This is a genomic window from Streptomyces lincolnensis (genome assembly GCF_001685355.1).
GTDB lineage: Bacteria > Actinomycetota > Actinomycetes > Streptomycetales > Streptomycetaceae > Streptomyces > Streptomyces lincolnensis.
In genome coordinates this window covers 4911512-4933389 of record NZ_CP016438.1, presented here as the reverse complement: position 1 = coordinate 4933389, position 21878 = coordinate 4911512, and the positions used below count along the sequence as shown (strand labels likewise).

General features: G+C 72.9%; 24 protein-coding genes and 1 pseudogene. 11 read left to right on the top strand and 14 right to left on the bottom strand.

What is annotated here, in order from left to right; translation table 11 throughout:
- Positions 1-114: 114 nt before the first annotated feature.
- The gene (locus SLINC_RS21920; protein ID WP_067445587.1) at positions 115-294 is read right to left on the bottom strand and encodes a hypothetical protein; all 180 of its coding nucleotides are present in this window, start codon (positions 292-294) and stop codon (positions 115-117) included.
- 94 nt (positions 295-388) lie between these two features.
- On the opposite strand from SLINC_RS21920, the gene upp reads away from it, so the two are divergent.
- Positions 389-1024, top strand: a complete 636-nt coding sequence (gene upp / locus SLINC_RS21915) for a uracil phosphoribosyltransferase (protein WP_067445585.1) — start codon at positions 389-391, stop codon at positions 1022-1024.
- Between the two features lie 52 nt (positions 1025-1076).
- On the opposite strand, the gene SLINC_RS21910 is transcribed toward upp, so the two are convergent.
- Both SLINC_RS21910 and SLINC_RS21905 read right to left on the bottom strand, forming a co-directional pair.
- Positions 1077-1724 carry a LytR C-terminal domain-containing protein gene (locus SLINC_RS21910; RefSeq protein WP_225988354.1) on the bottom strand — a complete coding sequence of 216 codons (648 nt, stop codon included), beginning with the start codon at positions 1722-1724 and terminating at the stop codon, positions 1077-1079.
- Between the two features lie 132 nt (positions 1725-1856).
- Positions 1857-2153: a type II toxin-antitoxin system VapB family antitoxin gene (locus SLINC_RS21905; protein ID WP_003999914.1), complete on the bottom strand. Its 297-nt coding sequence runs from the start codon at positions 2151-2153 to the stop codon at positions 1857-1859.
- Between the two features lie 259 nt (positions 2154-2412).
- Between SLINC_RS21905 and SLINC_RS21900 the strand changes: the two are divergent.
- A pseudogene (locus SLINC_RS21900) lies at positions 2413-3033 on the top strand (helicase HerA-like domain-containing protein); the annotation flags it as partial.
- Positions 3034-3061: 28 nt separating this feature from the next.
- Here SLINC_RS21900 and SLINC_RS50055 read toward each other — a convergent pair.
- From SLINC_RS50055 to SLINC_RS21880, 5 genes are all read right to left on the bottom strand, one after another.
- On the bottom strand, positions 3062-3184 hold the full coding sequence (locus tag SLINC_RS50055; RefSeq protein WP_257785186.1) for a hypothetical protein: 123 nt from the start codon (positions 3182-3184) through the stop codon (positions 3062-3064).
- A gap of 56 nt (positions 3185-3240) precedes the next feature.
- The gene (locus SLINC_RS21895) at positions 3241-3564 is read right to left on the bottom strand and encodes a hypothetical protein (protein WP_067435776.1); all 324 of its coding nucleotides are present in this window, start codon (positions 3562-3564) and stop codon (positions 3241-3243) included.
- A gap of 78 nt (positions 3565-3642) precedes the next feature.
- Positions 3643-4236, bottom strand: a complete 594-nt coding sequence (locus SLINC_RS21890) for an HhH-GPD-type base excision DNA repair protein (protein WP_067445584.1) — start codon at positions 4234-4236, stop codon at positions 3643-3645.
- Positions 4237-4261: 25 nt separating this feature from the next.
- Positions 4262-5752 carry an FG-GAP-like repeat-containing protein gene (locus tag SLINC_RS21885; protein WP_079164652.1) on the bottom strand — a complete coding sequence of 497 codons (1491 nt, stop codon included), beginning with the start codon at positions 5750-5752 and terminating at the stop codon, positions 4262-4264.
- Between the two features lie 111 nt (positions 5753-5863).
- Positions 5864-6586, bottom strand: a complete 723-nt coding sequence (locus SLINC_RS21880; RefSeq protein ID WP_067435768.1) for a siderophore-interacting protein — start codon at positions 6584-6586, stop codon at positions 5864-5866.
- An 84-nt stretch (positions 6587-6670) separates the two neighbouring features.
- Here SLINC_RS21880 and SLINC_RS21875 point away from each other — a divergent pair, with 84 nt between their 5' ends.
- The 5 genes from SLINC_RS21875 to SLINC_RS21855 all read left to right on the top strand — a co-directional run bounded on the left by SLINC_RS21875 (position 6671) and on the right by SLINC_RS21855 (position 12650).
- Positions 6671-8764, top strand: a complete 2094-nt coding sequence (locus SLINC_RS21875) for a penicillin acylase family protein (RefSeq protein ID WP_067435763.1) — start codon at positions 6671-6673, stop codon at positions 8762-8764.
- Positions 8757-9392: a GNAT family N-acetyltransferase gene (locus tag SLINC_RS21870; RefSeq protein ID WP_067435761.1), complete on the top strand. Its 636-nt coding sequence runs from the start codon at positions 8757-8759 to the stop codon at positions 9390-9392. The genes SLINC_RS21875 and SLINC_RS21870 overlap by 8 nt, the downstream gene beginning before the upstream one ends.
- Entirely contained in the window at positions 9382-9861 is a 480-nt protein-coding gene (locus SLINC_RS21865) for a cupin domain-containing protein (RefSeq protein WP_067435760.1), read from the top strand. Before SLINC_RS21870 ends, SLINC_RS21865 begins: the two co-directional genes overlap by 11 nt.
- Positions 9858-10643 carry an SDR family NAD(P)-dependent oxidoreductase gene (locus SLINC_RS21860; protein WP_067435759.1) on the top strand — a complete coding sequence of 262 codons (786 nt, stop codon included), beginning with the start codon at positions 9858-9860 and terminating at the stop codon, positions 10641-10643. Before SLINC_RS21865 ends, SLINC_RS21860 begins: the two co-directional genes overlap by 4 nt.
- A gap of 141 nt (positions 10644-10784) precedes the next feature.
- A complete protein-coding gene (locus SLINC_RS21855; RefSeq protein ID WP_067435757.1) occupies positions 10785-12650 on the top strand; it encodes a copper resistance CopC/CopD family protein in 1866 nt (621 codons plus the stop codon).
- A gap of 86 nt (positions 12651-12736) precedes the next feature.
- On the opposite strand, the gene SLINC_RS21850 is transcribed toward SLINC_RS21855, so the two are convergent.
- The 3 genes from SLINC_RS21850 to SLINC_RS21840 all read right to left on the bottom strand — a co-directional run bounded on the left by SLINC_RS21850 (position 12737) and on the right by SLINC_RS21840 (position 14443).
- Positions 12737-13018, bottom strand: coding sequence for a hypothetical protein (locus SLINC_RS21850; RefSeq protein ID WP_067435754.1), 282 nt, complete (start codon positions 13016-13018; stop codon positions 12737-12739).
- Positions 13019-13060: 42 nt separating this feature from the next.
- Positions 13061-13930 carry a DUF72 domain-containing protein gene (locus tag SLINC_RS21845; RefSeq protein WP_067435751.1) on the bottom strand — a complete coding sequence of 290 codons (870 nt, stop codon included), beginning with the start codon at positions 13928-13930 and terminating at the stop codon, positions 13061-13063.
- 81 nt (positions 13931-14011) lie between these two features.
- Positions 14012-14443 (bottom strand): hypothetical protein, encoded by a 432-nt coding sequence (locus tag SLINC_RS21840; RefSeq protein WP_067435747.1) that lies wholly within the window; start codon positions 14441-14443, stop codon positions 14012-14014.
- A gap of 175 nt (positions 14444-14618) precedes the next feature.
- Here SLINC_RS21840 and SLINC_RS21835 point away from each other — a divergent pair, with 175 nt between their 5' ends.
- The 3 genes from SLINC_RS21835 (at position 14619) to SLINC_RS21825 (ending at position 18805) form a co-directional block, all read left to right on the top strand.
- Positions 14619-15830 carry a sensor histidine kinase gene (locus tag SLINC_RS21835; protein ID WP_079164651.1) on the top strand — a complete coding sequence of 404 codons (1212 nt, stop codon included), beginning with the start codon at positions 14619-14621 and terminating at the stop codon, positions 15828-15830.
- Positions 15831-15894: 64 nt separating this feature from the next.
- Complete coding sequence (locus SLINC_RS21830) at positions 15895-16569, top strand: response regulator (protein ID WP_067435743.1); 675 nt, start codon at positions 15895-15897, stop codon at positions 16567-16569.
- Positions 16570-16660: 91 nt separating this feature from the next.
- Positions 16661-18805, top strand: coding sequence for an MMPL family transporter (locus SLINC_RS21825; protein ID WP_067435736.1), 2145 nt, complete (start codon positions 16661-16663; stop codon positions 18803-18805).
- Here SLINC_RS21825 and SLINC_RS21820 read toward each other — a convergent pair.
- Together SLINC_RS21820 and SLINC_RS21815 are read right to left on the bottom strand one after the other, a co-directional pair.
- Positions 18791-18991, bottom strand: coding sequence for a DUF397 domain-containing protein (locus SLINC_RS21820; RefSeq protein WP_067435733.1), 201 nt, complete (start codon positions 18989-18991; stop codon positions 18791-18793). The two genes, SLINC_RS21825 and SLINC_RS21820, sit on opposite strands and share 15 nt — an antisense overlap.
- Entirely contained in the window at positions 18988-19845 is an 858-nt protein-coding gene (locus SLINC_RS21815) for a helix-turn-helix domain-containing protein (RefSeq protein ID WP_067435729.1), read from the bottom strand. Before SLINC_RS21815 ends, SLINC_RS21820 begins: the two co-directional genes overlap by 4 nt.
- Positions 19846-20008: 163 nt before the next feature.
- On the opposite strand from SLINC_RS21815, the gene SLINC_RS21810 reads away from it, so the two are divergent.
- Positions 20009-20422: an ATP-binding protein gene (locus SLINC_RS21810; RefSeq protein WP_067435725.1), complete on the top strand. Its 414-nt coding sequence runs from the start codon at positions 20009-20011 to the stop codon at positions 20420-20422.
- On the opposite strand, the gene SLINC_RS21805 is transcribed toward SLINC_RS21810, so the two are convergent.
- On the bottom strand, positions 20405-21370 hold the full coding sequence (locus tag SLINC_RS21805) for a sigma-70 family RNA polymerase sigma factor (protein WP_067435720.1): 966 nt from the start codon (positions 21368-21370) through the stop codon (positions 20405-20407). The genes SLINC_RS21810 and SLINC_RS21805 overlap by 18 nt on opposite strands.
- Between the last annotated feature and the right edge of the window lie 508 nt (positions 21371-21878).

Sequence of the window (21878 nt, the reverse complement as noted above, 5' to 3'; positions counted from 1 at the left end):
GCATGAAGTGATCTTGCCAACTCCGGCCTCGTCGGCGTGTCTCCGCGCTTACCAGTGCCTTACCGGCGAGCTACCTCCGAGTACTCGGGCACCATGCCCCGGCACCGTGTTCCGTCACCAGCGAAACGTCCGCATGCGCATCGCGTGCCGCAGCCGGGCGGTCTTCGCGCGCCGGGGCTGGACGCGGTCGCGCAGCTCGCGGGCCTCGGCCAGATCGCGCAGGAACCTGGCGCGCCGCCGTCGGCGCTCGGCTTCCGTCTCGTGTCCGGTTTCGTGCTCAGGCAGGTCAGGCATCGGATCACCACCCTGGTCCGTCACTCCACTTTCCCCCGGACGGCGGGTTTGATGCCAGCGCGAGCAGGGATGCGGCCCGGTTACTGTTGTGGACATGCGTCTCCATGTCGTCGACCACCCCCTGGTGGCCCACAAGCTCACCACGCTGCGCGACCAGCGCACCGAATCCGCGACCTTCCGCCGTCTCGCCGACGAGCTGGTCACCCTCCTCGCCTACGAGGCCACGCGTGACGTGCGTACCGAGCAGGTCGACATCGCGACGCCGGTCGCCCGGACCACGGGCGTCAAGCTGTCCTACCCGCGCCCGCTGGTGGTGCCGATCCTCCGGGCGGGCCTCGGCATGCTCGACGGCATGATGCGGCTCCTGCCGACCGCCGAGGTGGGCTTCCTGGGCATGATCCGCAACGAGGAGACCCTGGAGGCCTCCACGTACGCCACGCGCATGCCGGAGGACCTCTCCGGCCGCCAGGTGTACGTCCTCGACCCGATGCTCGCCACCGGCGGCACCCTGGTCGCGGCCATCCGCGAGCTCATCAAGCGCGGCGCCGACGACGTCACCGCCGTCGTCCTCCTGGCCGCCCCCGAGGGCGTCGAACTCATGGAACGCGAGCTGGCCGGCACCCCGGTCACCGTCGTCACGGCGGCCGTCGACGACCACCTCAACGAACACGGCTACATCATCCCGGGCCTGGGAGACGCGGGCGACCGCCTCTACGGCGCCGCCGAGTAGACGCAGGCGGCAAAGAGACGCGGGGCCGTGTCGGTACGCGGCCCCGCGGTGCTCAACAGCTCTTCTTGGACGAGGAGTCCGCCGGCTTCGGCGAGGACAGCGCGGCCAGCGCCTTGTCCGCGGCGGCCTTGCCGTTCAGCGCCTTGAACCCGTCACCGATGATCAGATCGACGTCGGTGCCCTTGCGTCCGTCGGGCCGCTGCTCGGCCCCGCTCAGCTGCGTGGCCAGGACCGGCAACGAGGTACGCAGAGACGACGGGGGCCCGAGCAGCAGCCCCGTCCCCTTGACCTTCTTGTCGTAGTCCGCCGTCGCGTTACCGACGTCCCCGATCTTGAACCCGCGCTTCTTCAGCTCGTCCGCGGTCTTCTTGGCCAGGCCGCTGCGGGCCGTCGCGTTGAAGACGTTGACGGTGATCCGGTTTGGCTTGATCACGACGGCGGCGCTGGGGGACGCGGACGGGGACGGCGTGGCCCGGGTCCCGCAGTCGGCCTTGGGTCCGGCCGCCGTCGCCTTGTCGCCACCGCCGGTGAAGACGTCGATGAGCTGCAACGTGCCCCAGCCGACCAGCCCCAGCGCGGCGGCGGAGGCGACCACCCCGACCACGAGCCTGCCGCGGCGCCGAGGTCGGCGCATCCGGGGGTGTGTGTCGCCCGTGATCCGGTACTTCCCGCCCATGCCGGGGGGAGTCAGCATGCTCATGGGCGCAGCGTAGTGCGCCTGGGCGGCGATGCCTACTAGATGATCATTGGACACCGGCCGGTAGACCCAAAAGGCCCACTGCGGGTGTCACAAACGGCCCGCCATGGGTTCACAAAAGGTCCACCGCGGGTGTCAGTCGAGTTCCAGGACCCGGGCGTGCAGCACCTGGCGCTGCTGGAGCGCGGCGCGGACCGCGCGGTGCAGGCCGTCCTCCAGGTACAGGTCGCCCTGCCATTTCACGACATGCGCGAAGAGGTCGCCGTAGAAGGTCGAGTCCTCGGCGAGCAGGGTTTCCAGGTCGAGCTGGCCCTTGGTCGTCACGAGCTGATCGAGGCGGACCGGGCGCGGCGCGACGTCCGCCCACTGCCGGGTGCTTTCCCGGCCGTGGTCGGGGTACGGCCGGCCGTTTCCGATGCGCTTGAAGATCACACGGAAAGCCTACCGGTCAAGACCTTCCGGGCGCAGCCATGGCGACGGAGTGCGAGGCTGGAAAAGATGGTGCAAAAGGTTTCATAAGGGAAACAGGGGTCCGTCATGAGGGACAGTGAGACCGTGCCAGAGGCAGTTTCCGGTGCCATGTCCACGCCCTCGCGCGGCGCCCCCGCCCTCCCCGCTCCCGCGCTGGAGATCGCCGCCGGATACGCCTTCACCGGTCCCGCCCTCGATCTCGGCGCCCTCCTCTGGGACGGTCTTCTTCGTGACGCAGACCCCGAAGGACGTACCCGCCGACGTCCTCGCCCAGCTCGGCAACCGCGTCCAGCACGCCCTGCGCGCCTTCACCCCGGACGACCAGAAGGCCCTGCGGGCCACGGTGAAGACCTTCCCGAACTCGGCCTACGACCTGGAGGAGCTGCTCACCGGCCTGGGCACCGGCGAGGCCGTCGTCACCGTCCTCAGCGAGAAGGGTGCCCCGACCCCGGTCGCCGCGACCCGGCTGCGCGCGCCGGAGTCCCTGATGGGCCCGGTCGACACGGCGGTCCTGGACCGGGCGGTGACGGCGTCCCCGCTCCACGCGCGTTATGCACAGGCTGTGGACCGCGCATCGGCGTACGAGAAGCTGACCGAGTCCCGCGGTGCGAAGGGCCCGGACGAGATGGCCCTGCGGAAGGCCGAGGAGCCGAAGGAGCCGAAGGGATCAAACGCACCGAGGGCACCCAAGGCACCCGGGGAAGCCCCCCGGCAGGAGCCCTCCGTCGTCGCACAGGCCGTGGGCAGCGGCGTGTTCAAGTCCCTCGCCCGCTCCCTCGGCACTCAGATCGGCCGTGAGATCACCCGCTCGGTCTTCGGGACGGCCCGGCGGAGGCGGTGACCCGTCGGGCCCCGCCCCCGCCGACGGATCAGCGCCCGCGTTCCTTCTCGGGCTGCTCCGGCCTGGCTCCCTTCACCTGCGGTTTCGGTGTGCTGCGGGCGGCCTCGGCGCGCAGCAGCGCGCGCAGGACCGCGTACGGATCAATGGCCATGTCTGTGTTCCTCGCGTCGTGCCGATGAACCGGGGGACCGGAGAGGACCGGTCCCCTCAGCAGCGCAGGACCACCGTCCGCAGGGCGGCCAAGGTGTACGACGGCCTCGGCACCGCCGGGAGCGGAGCGCCCGCCGGGACGCCGGGCGCCGGCTCCGGCCGGGGCGCTGGACGCAGGGGTACGACGGGACGCCGGGCGGCACGGGCCGGGAGCCGCAGGGCGGTGTCGAGAAGGTCGTACTCGATCGCCTCGCCGGCCGGCGGTGTCGCGGGCGCCGCGTGTGTTCCGGTGTGCGCGCCCGGCAGCACCAGGGCCACGAGCAGCACCAGCACCCGCAGCCAGGCGCGACGACGGCGCGGCAGGCTGCGTTCGGTGCTCATGGGAGGTGATCTCCCCGCGCCCCGCCGAAGGCCCAGCAGCCGACGCCGAGAACCGCCCGTTCGGCGGACAGGGGGCGGTTACGACCCCGCTGCCTTGGCCGCCTTCGCCGCCGCCTTCATCTCCTGTTTGTGGGCGCGGACCTTGGTGAGGGACTCGGGGCCGGTGATGTCGGCGACGGAGCGGAAGGACTTCGGGTCGCCGTAGGCGCCGGCGGCCTCGCGCCAGCCCTTGGGCCGGACGCCGAGCTGTTTGCCGAGCAGGGCGAGGAAGATCTGGGCCTTCTGCTTGCCGAAGCCGGGGAGCCCCTCCAGGCGGCGGAGCAGCTCGGGTCCGTCGGCGACGCCCTTCCAGACGAGCTCGGCGTTCCCGTCGTAGTGCTCGACGAGGTACTGGCACAGCTGCTGGATCCGCTTGGCCATGGAACCGGGGTACCGGTGCACGGCCGGCTTCTCGGAGAGCAGCGCGGCGAAGGCCTCGGGGTCCTGCGCGGCGATGTCGTGCGCGTCCAGATCGTCCGCGCCGAGCCGGTCCGCGATGGTCCGGGGCCCCTTGAACGCCCATTCCATCGGGACCTGCTGATCCAGCAGCATCCCGACCAGCGCGGCGAGCGGAGACCGTCCGAGCAGTGCGTCGGCCTCGGGGTCCTGGGCGAGGTGAAGCGTGACGTCCATGACCCCGATCATGCCCCGGCTCGCGTCAGAGCTCCACGTGAGCGCTCGGCAGCGCCTCACCGAAGGCGCCCTCGACGCCCCGGACGGTGATCCCGGAGCTGGTGCCGCACAGGTTCACCGAGCCGCTCGGCACCGGGCCGGAGGCCGAGCCGCGGGCGACCCACACGCAGCCGTCGCTGTTCTCGCCGGGTGCCCCGACGATCGTCTCCGCCCTGCCGTCCCTGTTGAGGTCGGCGAGGTGCACGGCGGCGCCGAACCGGTCGGCGGTCTCGGCGGCACCGGGGACGCCCGCGGTGTTCTGGGTGTATCCGGCGGCCTGGGTGGTGGTCAGGCCGGTGGCGGAGCCGCGCAGCAGGACGGCCGTACCGGCGGAGGCGAGGGTGCCGACGGCCTCGCCGGGGGAGCCGACGAGGACGTCGGCGTATCCGTCGGCGTTCACGTCGCCGACGCTCAGCGACTGCCCGAACATGTCGCCGTCCTCCGCGGCCCCGGGCACCCCGGCGGTGTCCTGGTAGTAGACGTGGGGCTTCTGGGTGGCGGTGATGCCCTGCGCGCTGCCGTAGAGGACCTGGATCTCGCCGCCGCGGTGGGCCCAGCCGTCCGGGCCGCCGGACATGGAGTCGTCGGTGGAGACGGCGGTGACGAGGTCGCCGTAGCCGTCGCCGTTGAGGTCGCCGATCACGCCGGCGTGGCCGTCGGCGTAGGGCAGCGCGGTGCGGTAGGAGGGCGGGGTGGGGTCGCCGTCCTTGACGCCGGGCTGGACGTAGACCGGTCCGCGCAGGTCGCCGTCGGTGGGGCCGGGCAGCCAGAACTGGTCCGCGTCGCCGTCGCCGTCGACGTCGCCCATCACGACGCCTCGGGTCTCGCCGTAGAAGGTCTCCCGGACGGGGGTGGTGGCCTGTCCGGTGCGGGTGAAGGGGCCCGTGTAGGTGGCGCCCTCGCAGCCGGAGCCGACGCTCAGTTCGGGGGCACCGTCGCCGTTCATGTCGCCGGTGGCCAGGGAGAGGCCGAAGCGGCAGTACGTGCGGCCCTCGCCGTAGCCGGCGGGCGGGGAGATGTTGGTGGCGGTCTTCAGGCCGGTCGAGCTTCCCCAGACGACCGTCACCGAACCGCGGGCGTAGTCGCTGCCGACGGCCTCGTCGGGGGTGCCGACGATCAGGTCCGCGTAGCCGTCCCGGTCGAGGTCCGCGCTGGTGACCGTCCGGCCGAAGCCGTCGCCGTCCTCCGGGGCGCCGGGGACGCCGGTCGTCGCCTGGGTGAGGACGGTCCGGCGGGTGGCGCTGACCGAGGACGCCGATCCGTACAGCACGACGACCGCTCCGGCCGACTCCACGCTGCCGTTGGCGGCGTGCGGCGCGCCGACCGCGAGGTCGCGGTAGCCGTCGCCGTTGAAGTCGTCCTGGACGGCGGCGGTGTTGGCGCCCTTGTAGGGGGTGGCGGCCGACGAGGCCGTGGGCGTGAGGGTGACGCCGACGACCCCGGCGAACACGGCGGCCGCCATGGCTGTTCTGCGCAACGGGACTCCTTGACCGAAGCAACGGATGTCCCACTCGACCCACCGGTCACCGCAAGGGTTGCGCCACTTGGCGAGATCTTTGCGACAGGACCTACGGCCGGACGCGCGGGCTCAGTCCGCCCGCCAGTACCCCAGCGCGTGCACGCGCTGCTTGGGGACGCCCAGTTCCTTGCGGACGTACGACGACAGCGTGCGGGTCGTGGCCGTGTCGCAGGCGATCCAGACGTACGGCTCGGGGCTTGCCTTCAGCAGGTCGGGGAGGGACTGCTTCACCTCGGCGACGAGGTGGGCGCCGGAGTCCTCGCGGGGAACGGGGCGTACGTCGTGGCGGGAGGGGTCGGTGCGAAAGGGGAGGTCGTCGAGGGTGGACTCGAACCAGACGGTGGCCGGGGCCCCGTCCAGCTCGTCCAGGAGGGAGTTGAGCGCGGGCAGCGAGGCCGGGTCTCCGATCGCGAAGACGTGCGAGGGCTCGGGCTGGGGCCGCTGGAAGCCCGTCCCGTGCACGGTCGCCTCGATCGTGTCCCCGGGCTTCGCCGCCCGCGCCCAGTCACTGGCGCACCCCTCGTGGAGCGCGAACTCCAGGGAGAAGGTGCCGGCCGCCGGATCCGGGTCGACCAGGGTGTAGGCGCGCTGGTGGGGCTTGCCGGCGTTGTCGAACCAGAGCCGGACCCACATGGTCGGGTGGATGCCGGTCTCGGCGAGCATGCCGCCGTCGGTGAGGTGGACGCGGCGGTAGTGCTCGGTGACGTCCTCGGCGCCCGTGACGGTGAGGACGAAGTCCTTCGCGCGCAGCAGTTTGAGGACCGCGCCCTCCCAGCCGTGCCCCTGCGCCATGACGATTTCACCCTTCACGTACGATTCCCACACATCGAGCGTCTACTTAGGTGAGCCTAACCTAAAAGACTGAGGGAGCACAGGGTGATCACAGGGATCTACCGCGACGCCTGGGGGATACCCCATCTCCGTGCGGGCAGCGCACGGGAACTCGCCCGCGCCCAGGGCCTGGTGACCGCCCGCGACCGGGCCTGGCAGCTGGAGGCGGAACGGCACCGCGCCCAGGGCACCTCGGCCGCCTTCCTCGGCACCGACGCCCTGGCCTGGGACGGATTCGCGAGACAGGCCCGACTCGACGACACCGCGAGACGCTGTTTCGCCGCGCTGGAGAGACGGGACCCGGAGACCGCCGACTGGGTCCGGGCCTACGTCGACGGCGTCAACGAGGGGCTGGCCGGGGCCACGGCGCCGGAGTTCGCCCGCGTCGGCCTAGCCCCCGGCCGCTGGCAGCCCTGGACCCCCCTCGGTGTCTGGCTCTCCACGCACATCCTCTTCGCCGGCTTCCCGGCCAAGCTCTGGCGCGAGCAGGCCGTCCGCCACCTGGGCCCCGCGGCCGTCGGCCTGTTCGCCGCCGACGGCCCCGGCACCTCCGGCAGCAACGGCTGGCTGGTGAGCGGCGAGCGCACGACCACCGGCCGGGCGGTGATCGCCGGCGACCCGCACCGCTTCATCGAGGAACCCGGCGTCTACCAGCAGATACACCTGTCCTGCCCGGAGTTCGACGTCGTCGGCCTCGCCGTCCCGGGCGTCCCCGGCATCGCCCACTTCGGCCACACCGGCACGGTCGCCTGGGCCATCACCAACGCCATGGCCGACTACCAGGACCTCTACCGCGAGCGCCTGCGCCGCACCGGCGCCGGTGTCGAGGCCCTCGGCCCGGACGGCCGCTGGCGGCGGGCCGCCCGGCACACGGAGACCGTCGCGTGTGCGGGCGGGGAGCCGGTCGAGGTGGAGGTGATCGAGACCGACCGCGGGCCCGTCATCGTGGGCGGCCCGGAAGGACTCGACGGTGGTGTCCCGGAGAGCGGCGAAGAAGTCCTCGCCCCGCTCGCCGTCAGCCTCCGGTATCCGCCCCGCGTCACCGGGGACCTCGGCTTCGGCGCCCTGCTCCCGCTGCTGCGGGCCCGCACGGTCGCCGAAGTGGACCGGGCCTTCGACGTCTGGGCCGAACCCGTCAACGTCGTCCAGGCCGCCGACACCGAGGGCGGCCTGCTGCACCGGGTGGCCGGCCGGGTGCCCGAGCGGGCCGAGGCCAACCGGGTCCGGCCGGTGCCCGCGTGGGAGCCCGGGCACGAGTGGCGGGGCTGGCACGAGATGCCCCGCGCCGGCCTGACCGACGGCATCGCGGTGATGGCCAACCAGCGCGGACCGTCGGCCCCGCTGGGCGTCGAGTTCGCCCCCGCCCACCGCGCCGACCGCATCACGGCCCTCCTCGACGGCAAGGACCACTGGTCGCCCGCCGACATGCCGTCGATCCACATGGACACCCGGCTCTCCTCCGCCGGACCGCTGCTGGACCGCCTGGCGGAGCTGGACGGACTGTCTCCCGAGGCGGCCCGGACCAGGGACACCCTGCTGCGCTGGGACCGCCACATGGACGCGGACAGCACGGACGCGGCGCTGTACGCGGCGGTACGCGGTGCCGTCGTACGGCGGCTCGCGGCGCACCCCGCCTTCGCCGCGCTGACCACCCCGCCCGCCTACCCGGAGGTCCTCCTGCCCTGGATGCACCTCGTCCCGCGGATCGGCTTCGCGCTCGAGCACCTGCTGCGGGCCGAGGAGTTGTACGGCGTCGACCGGGCCGAGGCCGTCCGCGCGGCCGTCGAGGAGGTGGCCGCGGAACCGCCCGTGGGGATGTGGGGCGACACCCACCGTCTGTCGCCCTGGCGCGCGCTGCCCGGCGCCGGGGACGAGGAACCGGGGCTGTCCGGCGACCACGACTGCGTGCTGTGCACGTCGGCCGTGCCCGGCTGGAGCGATCTGAGCGCGCGTGGCCCGGCCGCCCGGTACGTGTGGGACCTGGCCCGGCGCGAGGACAGCCTGTGGGTGGTGCCCTTCGGCGCCTCGGGCGTGCCCGGTTCGGCCCATCACCGTGATCAACTCCCCTTGTGGCTCAAGGGGGATCTCGTCCCGGTCGTCACCGACTGGGACCGGCTCATGAAGGAAAGCGATGTCTGACACCCAGCCCCGTGACCTCACCCGCGAACTCGCCCGTGACCCCGTCCACGAGCAGACCGTCGACGGCTACGGAACCGTCCGCGTGCTCCCCCTGGACGCGCACGCCGACGCCGGGACGGTCCACGCGTGGGTGAGCGAGGAGCGGGCGGCGTTCTGGGGCATGAACGGGCTGACCAGGGACCAGGTCGCGGAGATCTACGCGCACATGGACACCCTCGACACCCATCACGCCTTCCTGCTGCTGAAGGACGCCGAACCGGTCGGCCTCCTCCAGACCTACGACCCGCGGGCCGACCGCGTCGGCGAGTGCTACGAGGTCGAACCCGGCGACATCGGCGTCCACCTGCTGCTCGCGCCCGCGGGCGGGGACGGGACCCGGCCCGGCTGGTCGTCCGCGCTGCTCGGCGCCGTCGCCGGATTCGTCCTGCTCGGCCTGGACCGCCGGCGGGTCGTGGTCGACCCCGACGTGCGCAACGAGAAGGCGATCGCCCGCTTCCTGAAGCAGGGCTTCGAGGCGGGGGAGGCCGTCGTCCTGCCGGAGATCGACATCCCGGACGTGTACCTGCCCGAGAAGCACGCCCAACTGGCGTTCCTGCGGCGGGAGGTAGCCTTCCCGGGTGACTCCTGACGATCTGGTCGCCCACTACGGTCTGGAGCCCATCCCGCGTGAGGGCGGGCTCTTCCGACGCACCTGGGCGGGACCCGAACGGCCCGACGGACGACCGGAGGGCTCCGCGATCGTCGCCCTGCTGACCGCCGCGCCGGGCGACTTCTCTGCCCTGCACCGCCTGCCCACCGACGAGATCTGGCACTTCTATCTCGGCGACCCGCTCGGGCTCCTCCTGCTCGCCCCGGACGGCACGTCCTCGACTCCCGTCCTGGGCCCGGACGTCCTCGCCGGCCAGCACCTCCAGCTCACCGTCCCGGCGGGCACCTGGATGGGCGCCCGGGTCGTGGCCGGAGGCGCGTGGACCTTCTTCGGCTGCACCATGGCCCCCGGGTTCACCTACGAGGGCTACGAGCACGGGGACGAGAAGGAGCTGACGGCGCGGCACCCGGACCGGGCCGAGCTGATCGCGGGACTGTGCCGTCCATGACACCTCCGGAACACCCCAGGCCCCCGGGACTCCTGGACGGACAGATCGCCCTGGTCACCGGCGCGGGCGGCGGCATCGGGCGGGGCATCGCGCTGCGGTTCGCCGAGCACGGGGCCGCGGTGGCCCTGCACTGCCGTACGTCCGTGGCGGCGGCCCGGGAAACCGCCCGGCAGGCGGGCGACGCGGGCGCCCGGACCGTCGTCCTCCAGGCCGATCTCACCGACGAGGACGCCTGCCGCCGTCTGGTGCGGGAGGCCGCCGAGTGGGGCGGCGGGCGGCTGACGGCACTAGTCAACAACGCGGGGGTGCAGCCGACGCGGGCCCTGCCCGAGATGACCGCGGGCGAGTGGCGGGAGGTCGTGGACACCAACGTGTCGAGCGTCTTCTCGTGCACCCGGGCGGCCGCGGAGGTCATGCGGGAGCAGGGCGGCTCGGTCACCCACATCGCCTCCATCGAGGCGAGCCGGCCCGCCCCGGACCACGCCCACTACTCCGCGTCCAAGGCGGCCGTCGTGATGCACGCCCGGTCGGCGGCGCTGGAGTACGGCCCGCTCGGCATCCGCGTGAACACCGTCTCGCCGGGGCTCGTCCACCGGGAGGGCCTGGAGGACGCCTGGCCGGACGGGGTGCGGCGATGGCGGGAGGCGGCTCCCCTCGGGCGCCTGGGCCGCCCGCAGGACATCGGCGACGCGTGCGTCTTCCTGGCCTCGCCGCTCGCCTCCTGGGTGACCGGGCACGACCTGGTCGTCGACGGGGGCGTGTCGGCGCGTTCGACGTGGTGAGCGCCACGGACCGGCCGGTGAGCACGAGAGCGCCCGCGTCCGTACTACCGCGGAAGGCGGCGGTTCCGGATGCGGAGTACACACGTGGAACGTGAGGGTGAGCGCGGCGCGGGGCGACGACACCGGGGACTTCAGGGGCTGGTGCTGCTGGGCACCGTGCTGGTCCTGCTCCTCGGCGGCGGTGCGGGAACGGCGTCCGCGCACGCGGCCCTCCGCTCCACCGACCCCCGGGACGGAACCGTCCTCAAGACCGCCCCGCGTGACATCACCCTGACGTTCACCGAGTCCGTCGGCCTGCTCGACGACTCCTTCCGGGTCCTGGACCCGGAGAACCGGCGGCTGCGTCCGGCGAAGGTCGTGCACGGGCCGGACGGTTCCGACACGGTCCGGGCGACCCTGCCCGGGAAGCTCGGCGAGGGCACCTACGTGGTGGCCTGGCGGGTGGTGTCCGCCGACAGCCACCCGGTCTCGGGCGCCTTCACCTTCTCCGTCGGCAAGCCCTCCGCGACGACGGCGACGATCGACACGGGGCCGGTGGAGGACCCGGCGACCGGCGGCCTCTACAACATCGCCCGCTGGCTCGCCTATCTCGGCGCCGCGCTGCTCATCGGCACGGCGGCCTTCGTCGCGGTCTGCCGCCCGCCGGACTCGGGTCCGCTGCGCGGGCCGCTGTGGGCGGGGCTGTGGACCCTGGGCGGTGCCACGCTCGTCCTGCTGGTGCTGCGCGCCCCGTACGAGTCGGGCGCGGGCCCGGCGGCGGCCTTCGACCTCTCGTCCTTCACCCGCGTCCTCACCACCCGCCCGGGCGAGGCACTGCTGGTCCGCCTGGCCCTGCTGCCGGTCGCCGCCTTCTTCGTCGTACGACTGCTGCGGCGCGCGGCGTTGTCGCGGGCCTGGCTCGCGGGCGGTGCCGTCCTCTCGGTCGCCCTGGCGCTGACCTGGGCCGCCGCGGAGCACGCGTCCGCCGGGATCCAGGTGCCGGTGGCGATGACCTCGTCCGTGCTGCACGTGCTGGCGATGGCGGTGTGGCTGGGCGGCCTCGCGGCCCTGCTGGTCACGCTGTCCCGCTCGTCGGCGGCCCCGGCCGCCCTGGTCACCCGCTTCTCCCGGCTGGCCTTCGGCTGCGTCACCGTCCTCGTCGTCACCGGCGTCTACCAGTCCTGGCGCGGCCTCGGCTCCCTGTCCGCCCTCACCGACTCGACGTACGGCAGGCTCCTGTTCCTGAAGCTGGTCGCCGTGGTGCTGCTGCTGGGGATGGCGGGACTGTCCCGGCAGTGGACGGCACGGCTGGTGACGGAGTCGGCGGGGGCTGGTGTGGCGAAGCCGTCGGAGGCTGTGGTGGAGGCCGTGGTGGAGGAGCGTGTGCCGGAGCGGGTGGGCGCGACCGGGGGCGCGGCGGGTGGAGCGAGCGCCGGGTCGGAGTCGGAGTCGGAGTCCTCCGGGCCTGCCGGGCCTGCCGGGCCTGCCGGGCCCGCCGAGTCCGTCCCCTCCGAGTCCGTGCCCGCCGAGTCCGTGCCCTCCGACGACCCGTTCCGGCGCGGCCTGCGCCGGTCCGTGCTGGTGGAGGTGGTCATCGCGGTCGCGGTGCTGGTGTTCAGTACGATCCTCGCCGGCACGCTGCCGGGCCGGGCCGCGGCGGAGGCGGCGAAGGACGCCTCGGTGGCGGGGCTGCCGACCGCGTCCGTGTCGTACGTGCCCTTCGAGGTGGGCCGGGCCCGCGGCAAGGTGCAGATCACCCTGGATCCGGGCCGTAAGGGCGAGAACTCCGTGGAGGCCGTGGTCCTCACCCCCGACGGCGGTATCGCCACCGTCCCCGAACTGCGGCTGTCCTTCACCCATCCCGTCCAGGACATCGGCCCGATCGACGCCGAACTCGCCGACAAGGGCGGCTACTGGGGGACGAGCGCGCTCACCCTGCCCCTCGCCGGTGTCTGGGAGATGAAGGTGACCGTCCGGGTGTCGGACATCGACCAGGTGAGCGTGACGCAGAACGTGCGGATCGGCTAGGACCCGACCGTCGGACGAGGACCCGCCGGACCAGGACCAGGACCAGGACCAGGACCAGCCAGCCCGCCCGCCCGCCGGTTCAGGCTCTAGGCGAACCCGATGAGCGTGTAGACACCGACCAGCCCGACCGCGCCCAGGGTGGTCCCGGCCACGGCCGTCCACATCCGGCCGATGCCCTGACGGGCGTAGTGGATGCCGGACGCGCCGAACGTGACGGCGAGGCCGCCGGCGATGAGCGACCACGGGAGGGTGGCGAACATCAGGGCGGGCCAGGCTCCCGTGGCGGCGACGAGCCCGAGGAACAGGGCGACGGGGCCGAGCGCGGTGGCGGGTGAGTCGTCCTGGCGAGGTGTGGTGACTGCGGACATGCGTTCCCCCTGCGGTTGCTCGTGTTCGCGTGTTGAACACGTTCAATTCTCGTGATCGATCGTAGCAGGGGAGCCCGGCAGGATGCTCGACATCAACTCGGCGGCGCGTACCGCCGAGTCGCCGCAGCAGTTGTTGAACAGGACGTGGAGTTCGTCGACTTGGGCGGCGAGGGCGCGTAAGCGGGGCGTCCATTCGGCGAGTTCGGCCGGTGAGTAGTCGTGCCGGAAGCGGTCCTCCTTGCTTCCCGTGCCCCACGCGGCGCTGCGCCCGTGGAACCGCACGACGGACAGACGGGGTGAAGTCACCGGTGTGGCGGGCGGGATGGAGAAGGGCAGCGTCTGGGTCATGTCGACGGCCACGGCGCTGAAGCCGAGCCGGGCCAGCAGCGCCTCGGTCGCCGGCCGCTCGCCCCACCACGCGGGGTGCCGGAACTCCACGGCCACCGGCCACCCGTCCGTGCGTACCGCACACTCCGTCAGGAACGTCTCGGCCCGCGCCCCCGGCCGGAACCAGGGCGGGAACTGGAACAGCACGCAGCCCAGCCGCCCGGCCGCCCGGATCGGTTCGATCCCGTCGGCGAACCGCGCCCACACCTCGTCCAGGACCGCCGGGTTCCTCGCATCGGCGGGCAGCCCGCCCGGCATCACCGCCTCCCGGGTCGGATGCCCGGTGAGCAGCGAGAACGCCTTCACGTCGAAGACGAAGCCGTCCGGAGTGCGCTCCACCCACAGCCGGCTGTTCCGCTCGCCGGGCAGGGCGTAGTAGCTCGCGTCGACCTCGACCACCCCGAACCGCTCGGCGTAGTACCCGATCCGCCCCTCGGCATCGCGCCGCCCGGCCGGGTACCAGCCGCTGCCGACCAGAGCGCGGTCGGTCCAGGAACACGTGCCGACGAGGATCCTCCCAGCCATGCGGAACCGGTTACCCGTCCCGCACCGACCGATCCCTCACCGACCGGTCCCTCAGCGGCCGATTCCTCACCGACCGGTCCCTCACCGACCGGTCCCCCGCAGTCTGCGCACCCCCATCGCGCACACCCCGCAGAACGCCCCCCACAGCGCGTTGACGACGAACAGCGGCACGATCGCGTACGGCTTGGCCGCCGGGCCCCGCAGCTCCCCGTCGAGGAGCGGGGAGAGGACCGCGCTGCCGATCAGCACGGCCAGCGCGTAGGCCACGCCGACGGCCACGAGGGTGAGCAGGGGTTCGGGTACGCGGGTGAGGCCGACGGCGAGGATCCAGGTCAGCGCGATGACGGCGGTCAGGACGAGCGCGGTGACGGGCCGGCCGAGCGCGTCGCTCAGACCGGTGACCGAGAACAGCGGCCGGATCAGCGCGGTGGCGGTGAGCGCGGCCACCATCGGCCGGTTCACGCGGCGCAGCCGCCGGGCCAGGGCGAGCGGAGGACTGAGGTCGGTGCTCATGGCCCCAGGGTCGGCGGGCGGGCGCCGGACGGGCGTCGGCCGGGAGAGGACACCTGGCGTACCCCGTCGGTTGCGGCCGCCGGACCGCTCGTACCCCTGGAGTTGCGGGGCGGCCGTCCCCTCCTCCACCGCCGGAAGGACGGCGCGGTGGACGCGGTCTGCCTACGCTGGCGGCATGGTGTCGGTCACGGTGTCCCGTCGGCTGCGGCCGGTGTTCCCAGCCGGGCCGCGGCATCCGCGACGGCCGCGATCGCCACGCGAGCCGCGATATCCGCGCGGGCACGCGGCGGACGCGGCGCTCGCCGCCGGTGTCTTCGTGCTGGTCGCGCTCGGCAGCATGCGCTCGCTGGTCGGCGGGCGGACGGAGTCCTGGCAGGCCGTGGCGGTCGACTGGACGCTGCTCACGGCCGCCTGCGGGGCGCTGTACCTGTGCCGTCGCCGCCCGGTGGCCGTGGCGAGCCTGGTCCTGGTCCTCACCATCGCCTACTACCTGACCAGCCTCTACGACGGTCCCCTCATGCTCGCGTTCGTCGTCGCCCTGTACACGGTCGCCGCCGCCGGCCGGCTGCGGGCCGCGGTCGTCCTGGCCGCCCTGGCGCTGGCACTGACCGGCGCGGGCACCCTGCGGGGCAACCACGACGTCAACGGCGTCGCCCTGTTCATGCTGGCCGGCTGGCTCGTCGGGGTGGTCGCCCTCGGGTGGGTGCGGCACAACCGGCTGGCGCTGGCCCGGGAGGCGGAGCAGCGGGCGGCGAGCGAGGAACGGCTGCGGATCGCGCGGGAGTTGCACGATGTCGTCGGTCACCACATCTCGCTGATCAACGTCCAGTCCGCGGCCGCCCTGCGCCGCCTGCGCAAGGACCCGGCGGGCGGGCCGGAGCGGGCCGAGGAGGCGCTCGGCGCGATCAAGGAGACCAGCAGGGAGGCGCTGCGCGAACTGCGGGCCACCCTGGGCGTGCTGCGTCAGGTCGACGAGGCGGCGCCCACCGCGCCCGCGCCCGGCCTCGACCGGCTCGCCGACCTGGTGGAGTCCGCACGCCTCGCCGGTCTCGACGTACGTCTTGAGTCCACCGGTGACCGGCCGCTGCCCGCCGAACTGGACCTGGCCGCCTACCGGATCATCCAGGAGTCCCTCACCAACGTGACCCGGCACGCTCGCGCCACCACGGTCACCGTCCGCACCGAACGCGGCCCGCGGCAGTTCACGGTCGAGATCACCGACGACGGCCGGGGACCCGCCGCCACGGGAGGCCTGCCCGGCAGCGGCATCACCGGCATGCGGGAGCGGGCCCGCGCGCTGGGCGGCGAACTGACGGCGGGCCCGGGCCCGCACGGCGGGTTCATCGTCCGGGCGTGGCTGCCGTGTGCCGGGCGGGAGCCCTCATGACCGAGGAGCCTTCATGACCGAGGAGCCTTCATGACCGAGGAGCCTTCATGATCGAGGAGTCGTCATGATCAAGGTCGTGCTGGCGGACGACCAGCGCCTGGTGCGGGCCGGCTTCCGGTCGATCCTGGAGGACGAGGACGACTTCGAGATCGTCGGCGAGGCGGGCGACGGCGCCGAGGCCCTCGCCGTCTGCCGCGACCGGCTCCCCGACGTCGTCCTCCTCGACATCCGTATGCCGGGCGTCGACGGCCTCCAGGCGGCCCGTGACATCGCCGCCGACTCCCGCCTCGACGGCGTCCGGGTCGTCATCCTCACCACCTTCGACCTCGACGACTACGTGTACGGCGCCCTGCGCGCCGGTGCGGCCGGTTTCCTGGTCAAGGACACCGAGCCGGAGGAGCTGGTGCACGCCGTCCGGGTCGCGGCCCGCGGCGACGCGCTGATCAGCCCGTCCGTCACCCGCCGCCTCATCGCCGAGTTCGCGGACCGCGTGCGCGCCCCGGAGCCGAGCCCCCGCCTCAACGCCCTGACCGACCGCGAACGCGAGGTCATGCGCCTGGTCGCCGCGGGTCTGTCGAACGACGAGATCGCCGCCCGCCTGGTCCTCAGCCCCGCCACCGCCAAGACCCACGTCAGCCGCATCATGACCAAGCTCGACGTCCGCGACCGCGCCCAACTCGTCGTCCTCGCCTACGAGTCCGGCATGGTCACCCCGGGCTGGCTGCAACCGGGGACGTAGCCGGCCGGACCACCCCACAACTCCTGGGGTACGCCAGGTGTCCGCCCCGGGCCGATGCCCCGGGGCACGCCGGGGCCGGACGCTGCCGGACATGAGCACCCTCGTCACCGCCCGCGCACACCCGGGCCTCCTTCTCCGCCTCGCCACCTGGTCCCAGCGCCACCGCTGGCGCGCCCTCCTCCTGTGGGTCGTCGTGGTCGCCGCCGTCACGGCCGGCGCGCAGAGCGCGGGCAGCGCCTACCGCAACGACTTCTCCCTCCCCGGCACCGGCTCCCAGGCCGCCACCGACCTGCTGAGACAGCACGGTTCCGCGCAGGCGGGCGACAGCGTGCAGATCGTCCTGCGGTCCCCCGACGGCCTGACCGGCGACCGCACCACCGTCGAGCGCCTGCTGTCCGACGTCCGCGCCCTGCCGTCCGTGACCGACGTCCGCGGCCCCTACGACGGTCCCGGCGCCGTCTCCGAGGACGGCACCATCGGCTACGCCACCGTCCTCATGGGCGGCAAGGCCGAGGAGATCCCCCGGGAGGATGTCACCCGGCTCATCGACACGGCCCGGGCCGCCGAGGGGAACGGCCTGACCGTCGAGCTCGGCGGGGACCCGGTCCGCGGTGCCGAGGAGGAGGGCGGCGGGGCGTCCGAGGGCGCCGGAATGCTGGCCGCGCTGGTCATCCTCGTGCTGCTCTTCGGCTCGCTCGTGGCCGCCGCGCTGCCCCTGATCACGGCCCTCTTCGCGGTCGGCGGCGCGATCGGCCTGATCGGTCTCGCCTCGCACGTCTTCACCGTCGCCGACTTCACCCCGCCGATCATGATGCTGGTCGGCCTGGGCGTCGGCGTCGACTACGCCCTCCTGATCTTCTACCGCTACCGCCACGAGCTGATGCGCGGAGCGGAACCCCAGGCCGCCACCCGCATCGCCCTCGACGCGGCCGGCCGTACCGTCTTCTTCGCGGGCTGCACGGTGATCATCGCGCTGCTCGGCCTGGTCGCCCTGGGCCTGGGGTCGTTGCAGGGCGTGGCCCTGGCCGTGGCGTTGACGGTCCTGGTGACGATGGCCGCCTCGCTGACCCTCCTGCCCGCGCTGCTGTCCTTCTTCGGGCCCCGCATCCAGCGCCATGTGCGCAAGCGGGCGGCGAAGGGGGGCCGGGAGGAGGGCCACCGCTGGCGCCGCCTGGCCACGGCGGTCCAACGCCGCCCGCTCCCCGCCCTGTTGATCGCGGTCGTCGCCCTCCTCGCGCTCTCCGCCCCGGCATTGGGCATGCGCCTCGGTTTCGCCGACGCGGGCAACGACTCGCCCACGTCCACGAGTCGCAAGGCCTACGACCTCCTCGCGGAGGGCTTCGGGCCCGGCTTCAACGGCCCGTTGATCCTGGTCACGGAGGGAGACACGGCTGCGGCGGCGCAGTTGCGCGAGACGCTGGACTCCACGCCGGGCATCGCGGCGACGACCCCGCCCTTCCCGTCCTCCGACGGCGAGCTGTGGACCCTCATCGCCTACCCGACGACCGCTCCCCAGGCCGAGCGGACCGCCGACCTCGTCCACACCCTCCGCGACGACGTCCTCCCGCCCCTCGCGGACAGCACGGGCGCGCGTTACCTGGTCGGCGGCCCGACAGCGGCGGCCCAGGACTTCGCGGACGCGGTGTCGTCGCGCATCCCCCTGTTCCTCACGATCGTGGTCGGCCTGTCGACCCTGCTCCTGCTCCTGGTCTTCCGCTCGCTCCTGATCCCCGTCAAGGCGGCCCTGCTCAACCTGCTGTCGATCGCCGCCGCGCTCGGCGTGATCACGCTGGTCTTCCAGGAGGGCTGGTTCGGTGTCCAGCCGGGTCCGGTCGAGGCGTTCATCCCGGTCATGATCTTCGCGATCGTTTTCGGACTCTCCATGGACTACGAGGTCTTCCTCGTCTCCCGCATCCACGAGGAATGGGAGCGCGAGCGCGACCACGCCCACGCCGTCCGCGAGGGCCTCGCGGCCACGGGCCAGGTCATCACCGCGGCGGCGGCCATCATGATCGTCGTCTTCGCGGCGTTCATCCTGAGCCCCAGCCGCATGCTCCAGCAGTTCGGCCTGGGCCTGGCGGTGGCCGTCCTTTTGGACGCGGTCGTCATCCGCTGCCTGATCGTCCCGGCCGTGATGCAACTCCTCGGACCCCGGGCCTGGTGGCTCCCGGGGTCCCTGTCCCGCCGCCTGCCGCGCGTGGCCCTGGAGGGCCGTGGCGAGTCAGCGGCCGGCTGAGGCGTACGACACGAATTCGGCCCAGGCCTCCGGCGCGAGCGCGAGCCGGGGGCCTGTGGTGCGGTGCTTGGAGTCGCGGACGTGGATCGTGCGGGGCGCTACCGCGATCTCGACGCAGGACTCGCCATCGTTGCCGCCGCTGTAGCTGCTCTTGAACCACGCCAGTTCGGAGGCGTCGCGGATCATGTCTCTCCCAGCATTTGCTCGATCAGGGTCAGCGACTCCCCTGGGGAGAGCGCCTGCGCCCGGATGGTGCCATACCGCAGCTCAAGGATGCGGAGCTGTTTCGGATCTGAGGTCGGGCGGCCGCTGAAGGCGCGGTCGGAGCGCCCAACCGCCGTGCCGTCCGGGAACTTCAGCACCTCGATCCTTCCGTCCAGACCGGAGTGGACCTCGCAGTTCATCGGCATCACCTGAAGCACGACGTGGTGCAGCTGAGCCGCCTCCAGCAGGCGTTCGAGCTGCCGCCGTCGAACCATTGTGCCCCCGATGGGACGCCGCAGCACCGCCTCTTCCAGGACGAAGTGGATCGACGGAGCCGGATCCCGGTCGAAGACCGACTGCCGAGCCAACCGCGCCGCCACCATGCGCTCCACGTCGTCCGGTGAGTACGGGGGCTGCACCGCTCCGATCACCGCCCGGGCGTGCTCCGGCGTCTGCAACAGCCCCGCGATGATGTTGCACTCGTACACGCCGATCTCGATCGCCTGGGCCTCCAACTTGCCCAGTTCCCGCACCTTCTTCGGGTAGCGGACCTTCTTCACGTCCTCCCAGGTCGCGGAGATGAGCCCGCCCGCCTCCAGCACCTCGTCCGCCCGGTTCAGGAACTCCTGCCGGGGGATCCGCTTGCCGCCCTCGATCTTGTAGACCATGTCTTCGCCGTACCCGACGGCCGTGCCGAAGTCGGCGGCCCGCATGCCCACCGCCTCGCGCCGCAGCTTCAGTTGCCGTCCGACAGTGGCGATGACCGCGATTCCCCACTCGTCGTCCGGGTCGACCTCCCAACCCGGCTCGTCCGCCTCGGTCTTGAGCTGCTGCATCCGGTACCCCTCCAGCCCTGCGCCGTTCAACCGTGCCGTGTCGCCCCCTACCCCTGCGGCCCGTTCAGACAGCCCAGACAGCGCTGGACAACGACCGGACAATTACCCTACGCAACGGAGTAGTCACTGTTCACGGTAAACATGTGCGGCCACTCTGAGTGACGTGATCCAGGAATCCGCCGCCACCCGCATCCGCAACTTCAGCGTCCAGTTGTCCCCCACGCCCCGAGGAGCCCGCCTCGCCCGACTGCTGGCGACCGAACAACTCCGCACGTGGGGGCTCCCGTTGGACCCGGCCCGCCAGATCATCGCCGAGCTGGCGACGAACGCGGCGACGCACAGCCGCATCCCCGGCAGGGACTTCCGGCTGACGCTCTACGTCGTGGGAGACACCCTGCGGATCGAGGTGACCGACACGTGCGGTGACCGGGAGCCGCGTCCCCAAGTCCCGGACCTGGACGCGGAGTCCGGCCGGGGGCTCGTCCTCGTAGAAGCGCTGGCCGAGAAGTGGGGCGTCTCTCTGGGCCCGCGTCCGCGCAAGACGGTGTGGGCCGAGCTGTCAGTCGGGGACGTGTGAGGGCAGGCCGAACAGCGGGAACAGGCGGTCGGTGTCACGGAACGCGTTGATCCCGGTGATGCGGTCGGGGCCGTACTTGATGACCTGGAGGGCCCAGGGGGCGAAGCCGGGGCCGTCGGGGCGGGGCCGGTACTGGCCGAACGCGGGGGAGCCGTTGGCGATCGTGGGGATGAGGCGGGAGCCCTTGCAGCCGATGGCGGGGCCGTTCAGCCAGGCCTGGATGTCGGAGACGCCCCGCATCCAGAGGGCGTAGGGCGGCAGGGAGAGGGTGGCGTCGACGTGGAGGAGCATGCTCAGCTCGACCATGTCGAAGCGGGAGAAGGCCTGGGCGTACCGGTCGGCCAGGACGCGCTGGACGGAATCGGGCGCCGGGTCGGCCCGCTCGGCGCGGTGGGCGGCGAGGGTGGCGCGGGCCCGCTGGAGCGCGCTGTTGACCGAGGCGACGGTCACGTAGTGCAGGTCGGCGACCTCGCGGGCGGAGAAGGCCATCACGTCACGCAGGAGCAGCGTGGCCCGCTGCTTGGGAGACAGGTGTTGGAGCGCGGCGACGAAGGCCAGCCGGACGGACTCGCGGGCCACGCTCGCCTCGGCCGGGTCGTCACCGTCCGCGCCGGTCAGGTGGGCCGGGCACGGCTCGATCCAGGTGCCGCTGTCCAGCGGGGCGCCCGGCGAGACGGCACCGGAGGTGGGGCCGGACAGGTCCATCGGCAGCGCCCGCCGCTTGCCCGCCGCCAGGGCGTCCAGGCAGACGTTGGTGGCGATGCGGTACATCCACGACCGCAGCGAGGACCGCCCCTCGAACCGGTCGAGGCTCCGCCAGGCCCGGACCATCGTCTCCTGCACGGCGTCCTGCGCCTCGAAGACCGAGCCGAGCATCCGGTAGCAGTAGCCGGTCAACTCGGAGCGGTAGGTCTCCAGTTGATCATCGGTCGTGGTGACATCCCCCATGCCACGGCACTGTACTCAGCCGTGGCTCCGGGGGAACCGGTCGAGCCGGAGGCGGACCGCCGCGGTGGTGGTGCGGGCGGTGTCGCCCATGGTGGGCGCGAGCCTCGCCGCACTCCGCCGAGGCGACGAGGAGGCCGCCCCGGCGCCTCGACCCCGCCCTCGGCGAGCCCCGGCCGCCGTCCTGTGTGCCGTCGCCGCCCGCCCCGACGCCCCGCTCCTCCCCGGCGCCTCCCGCGTCACCGGGCGCCCGCATCGCAGGCCCGGCCGGCAGCGGACCGCGCTCGCGCGTGCCGAGTGTCCGGTCCTGGTCGTCGTAGGACCACGGCTGGGACGGCGTGAGGCCCGGGCGCGGGAGTCACAGGACGATGCCCGCATCCCGGACGCCCCCTGTCATCAAGGCCACATTCCGCAGGATTCGCATGACGTTCGATCGGGGCGAAACGTATCTTGCTCGTCCCGAGTGTCGTTTTTGTTCGCTGTGTCGAGCATGCGTGGAAGTGGGTGTGCC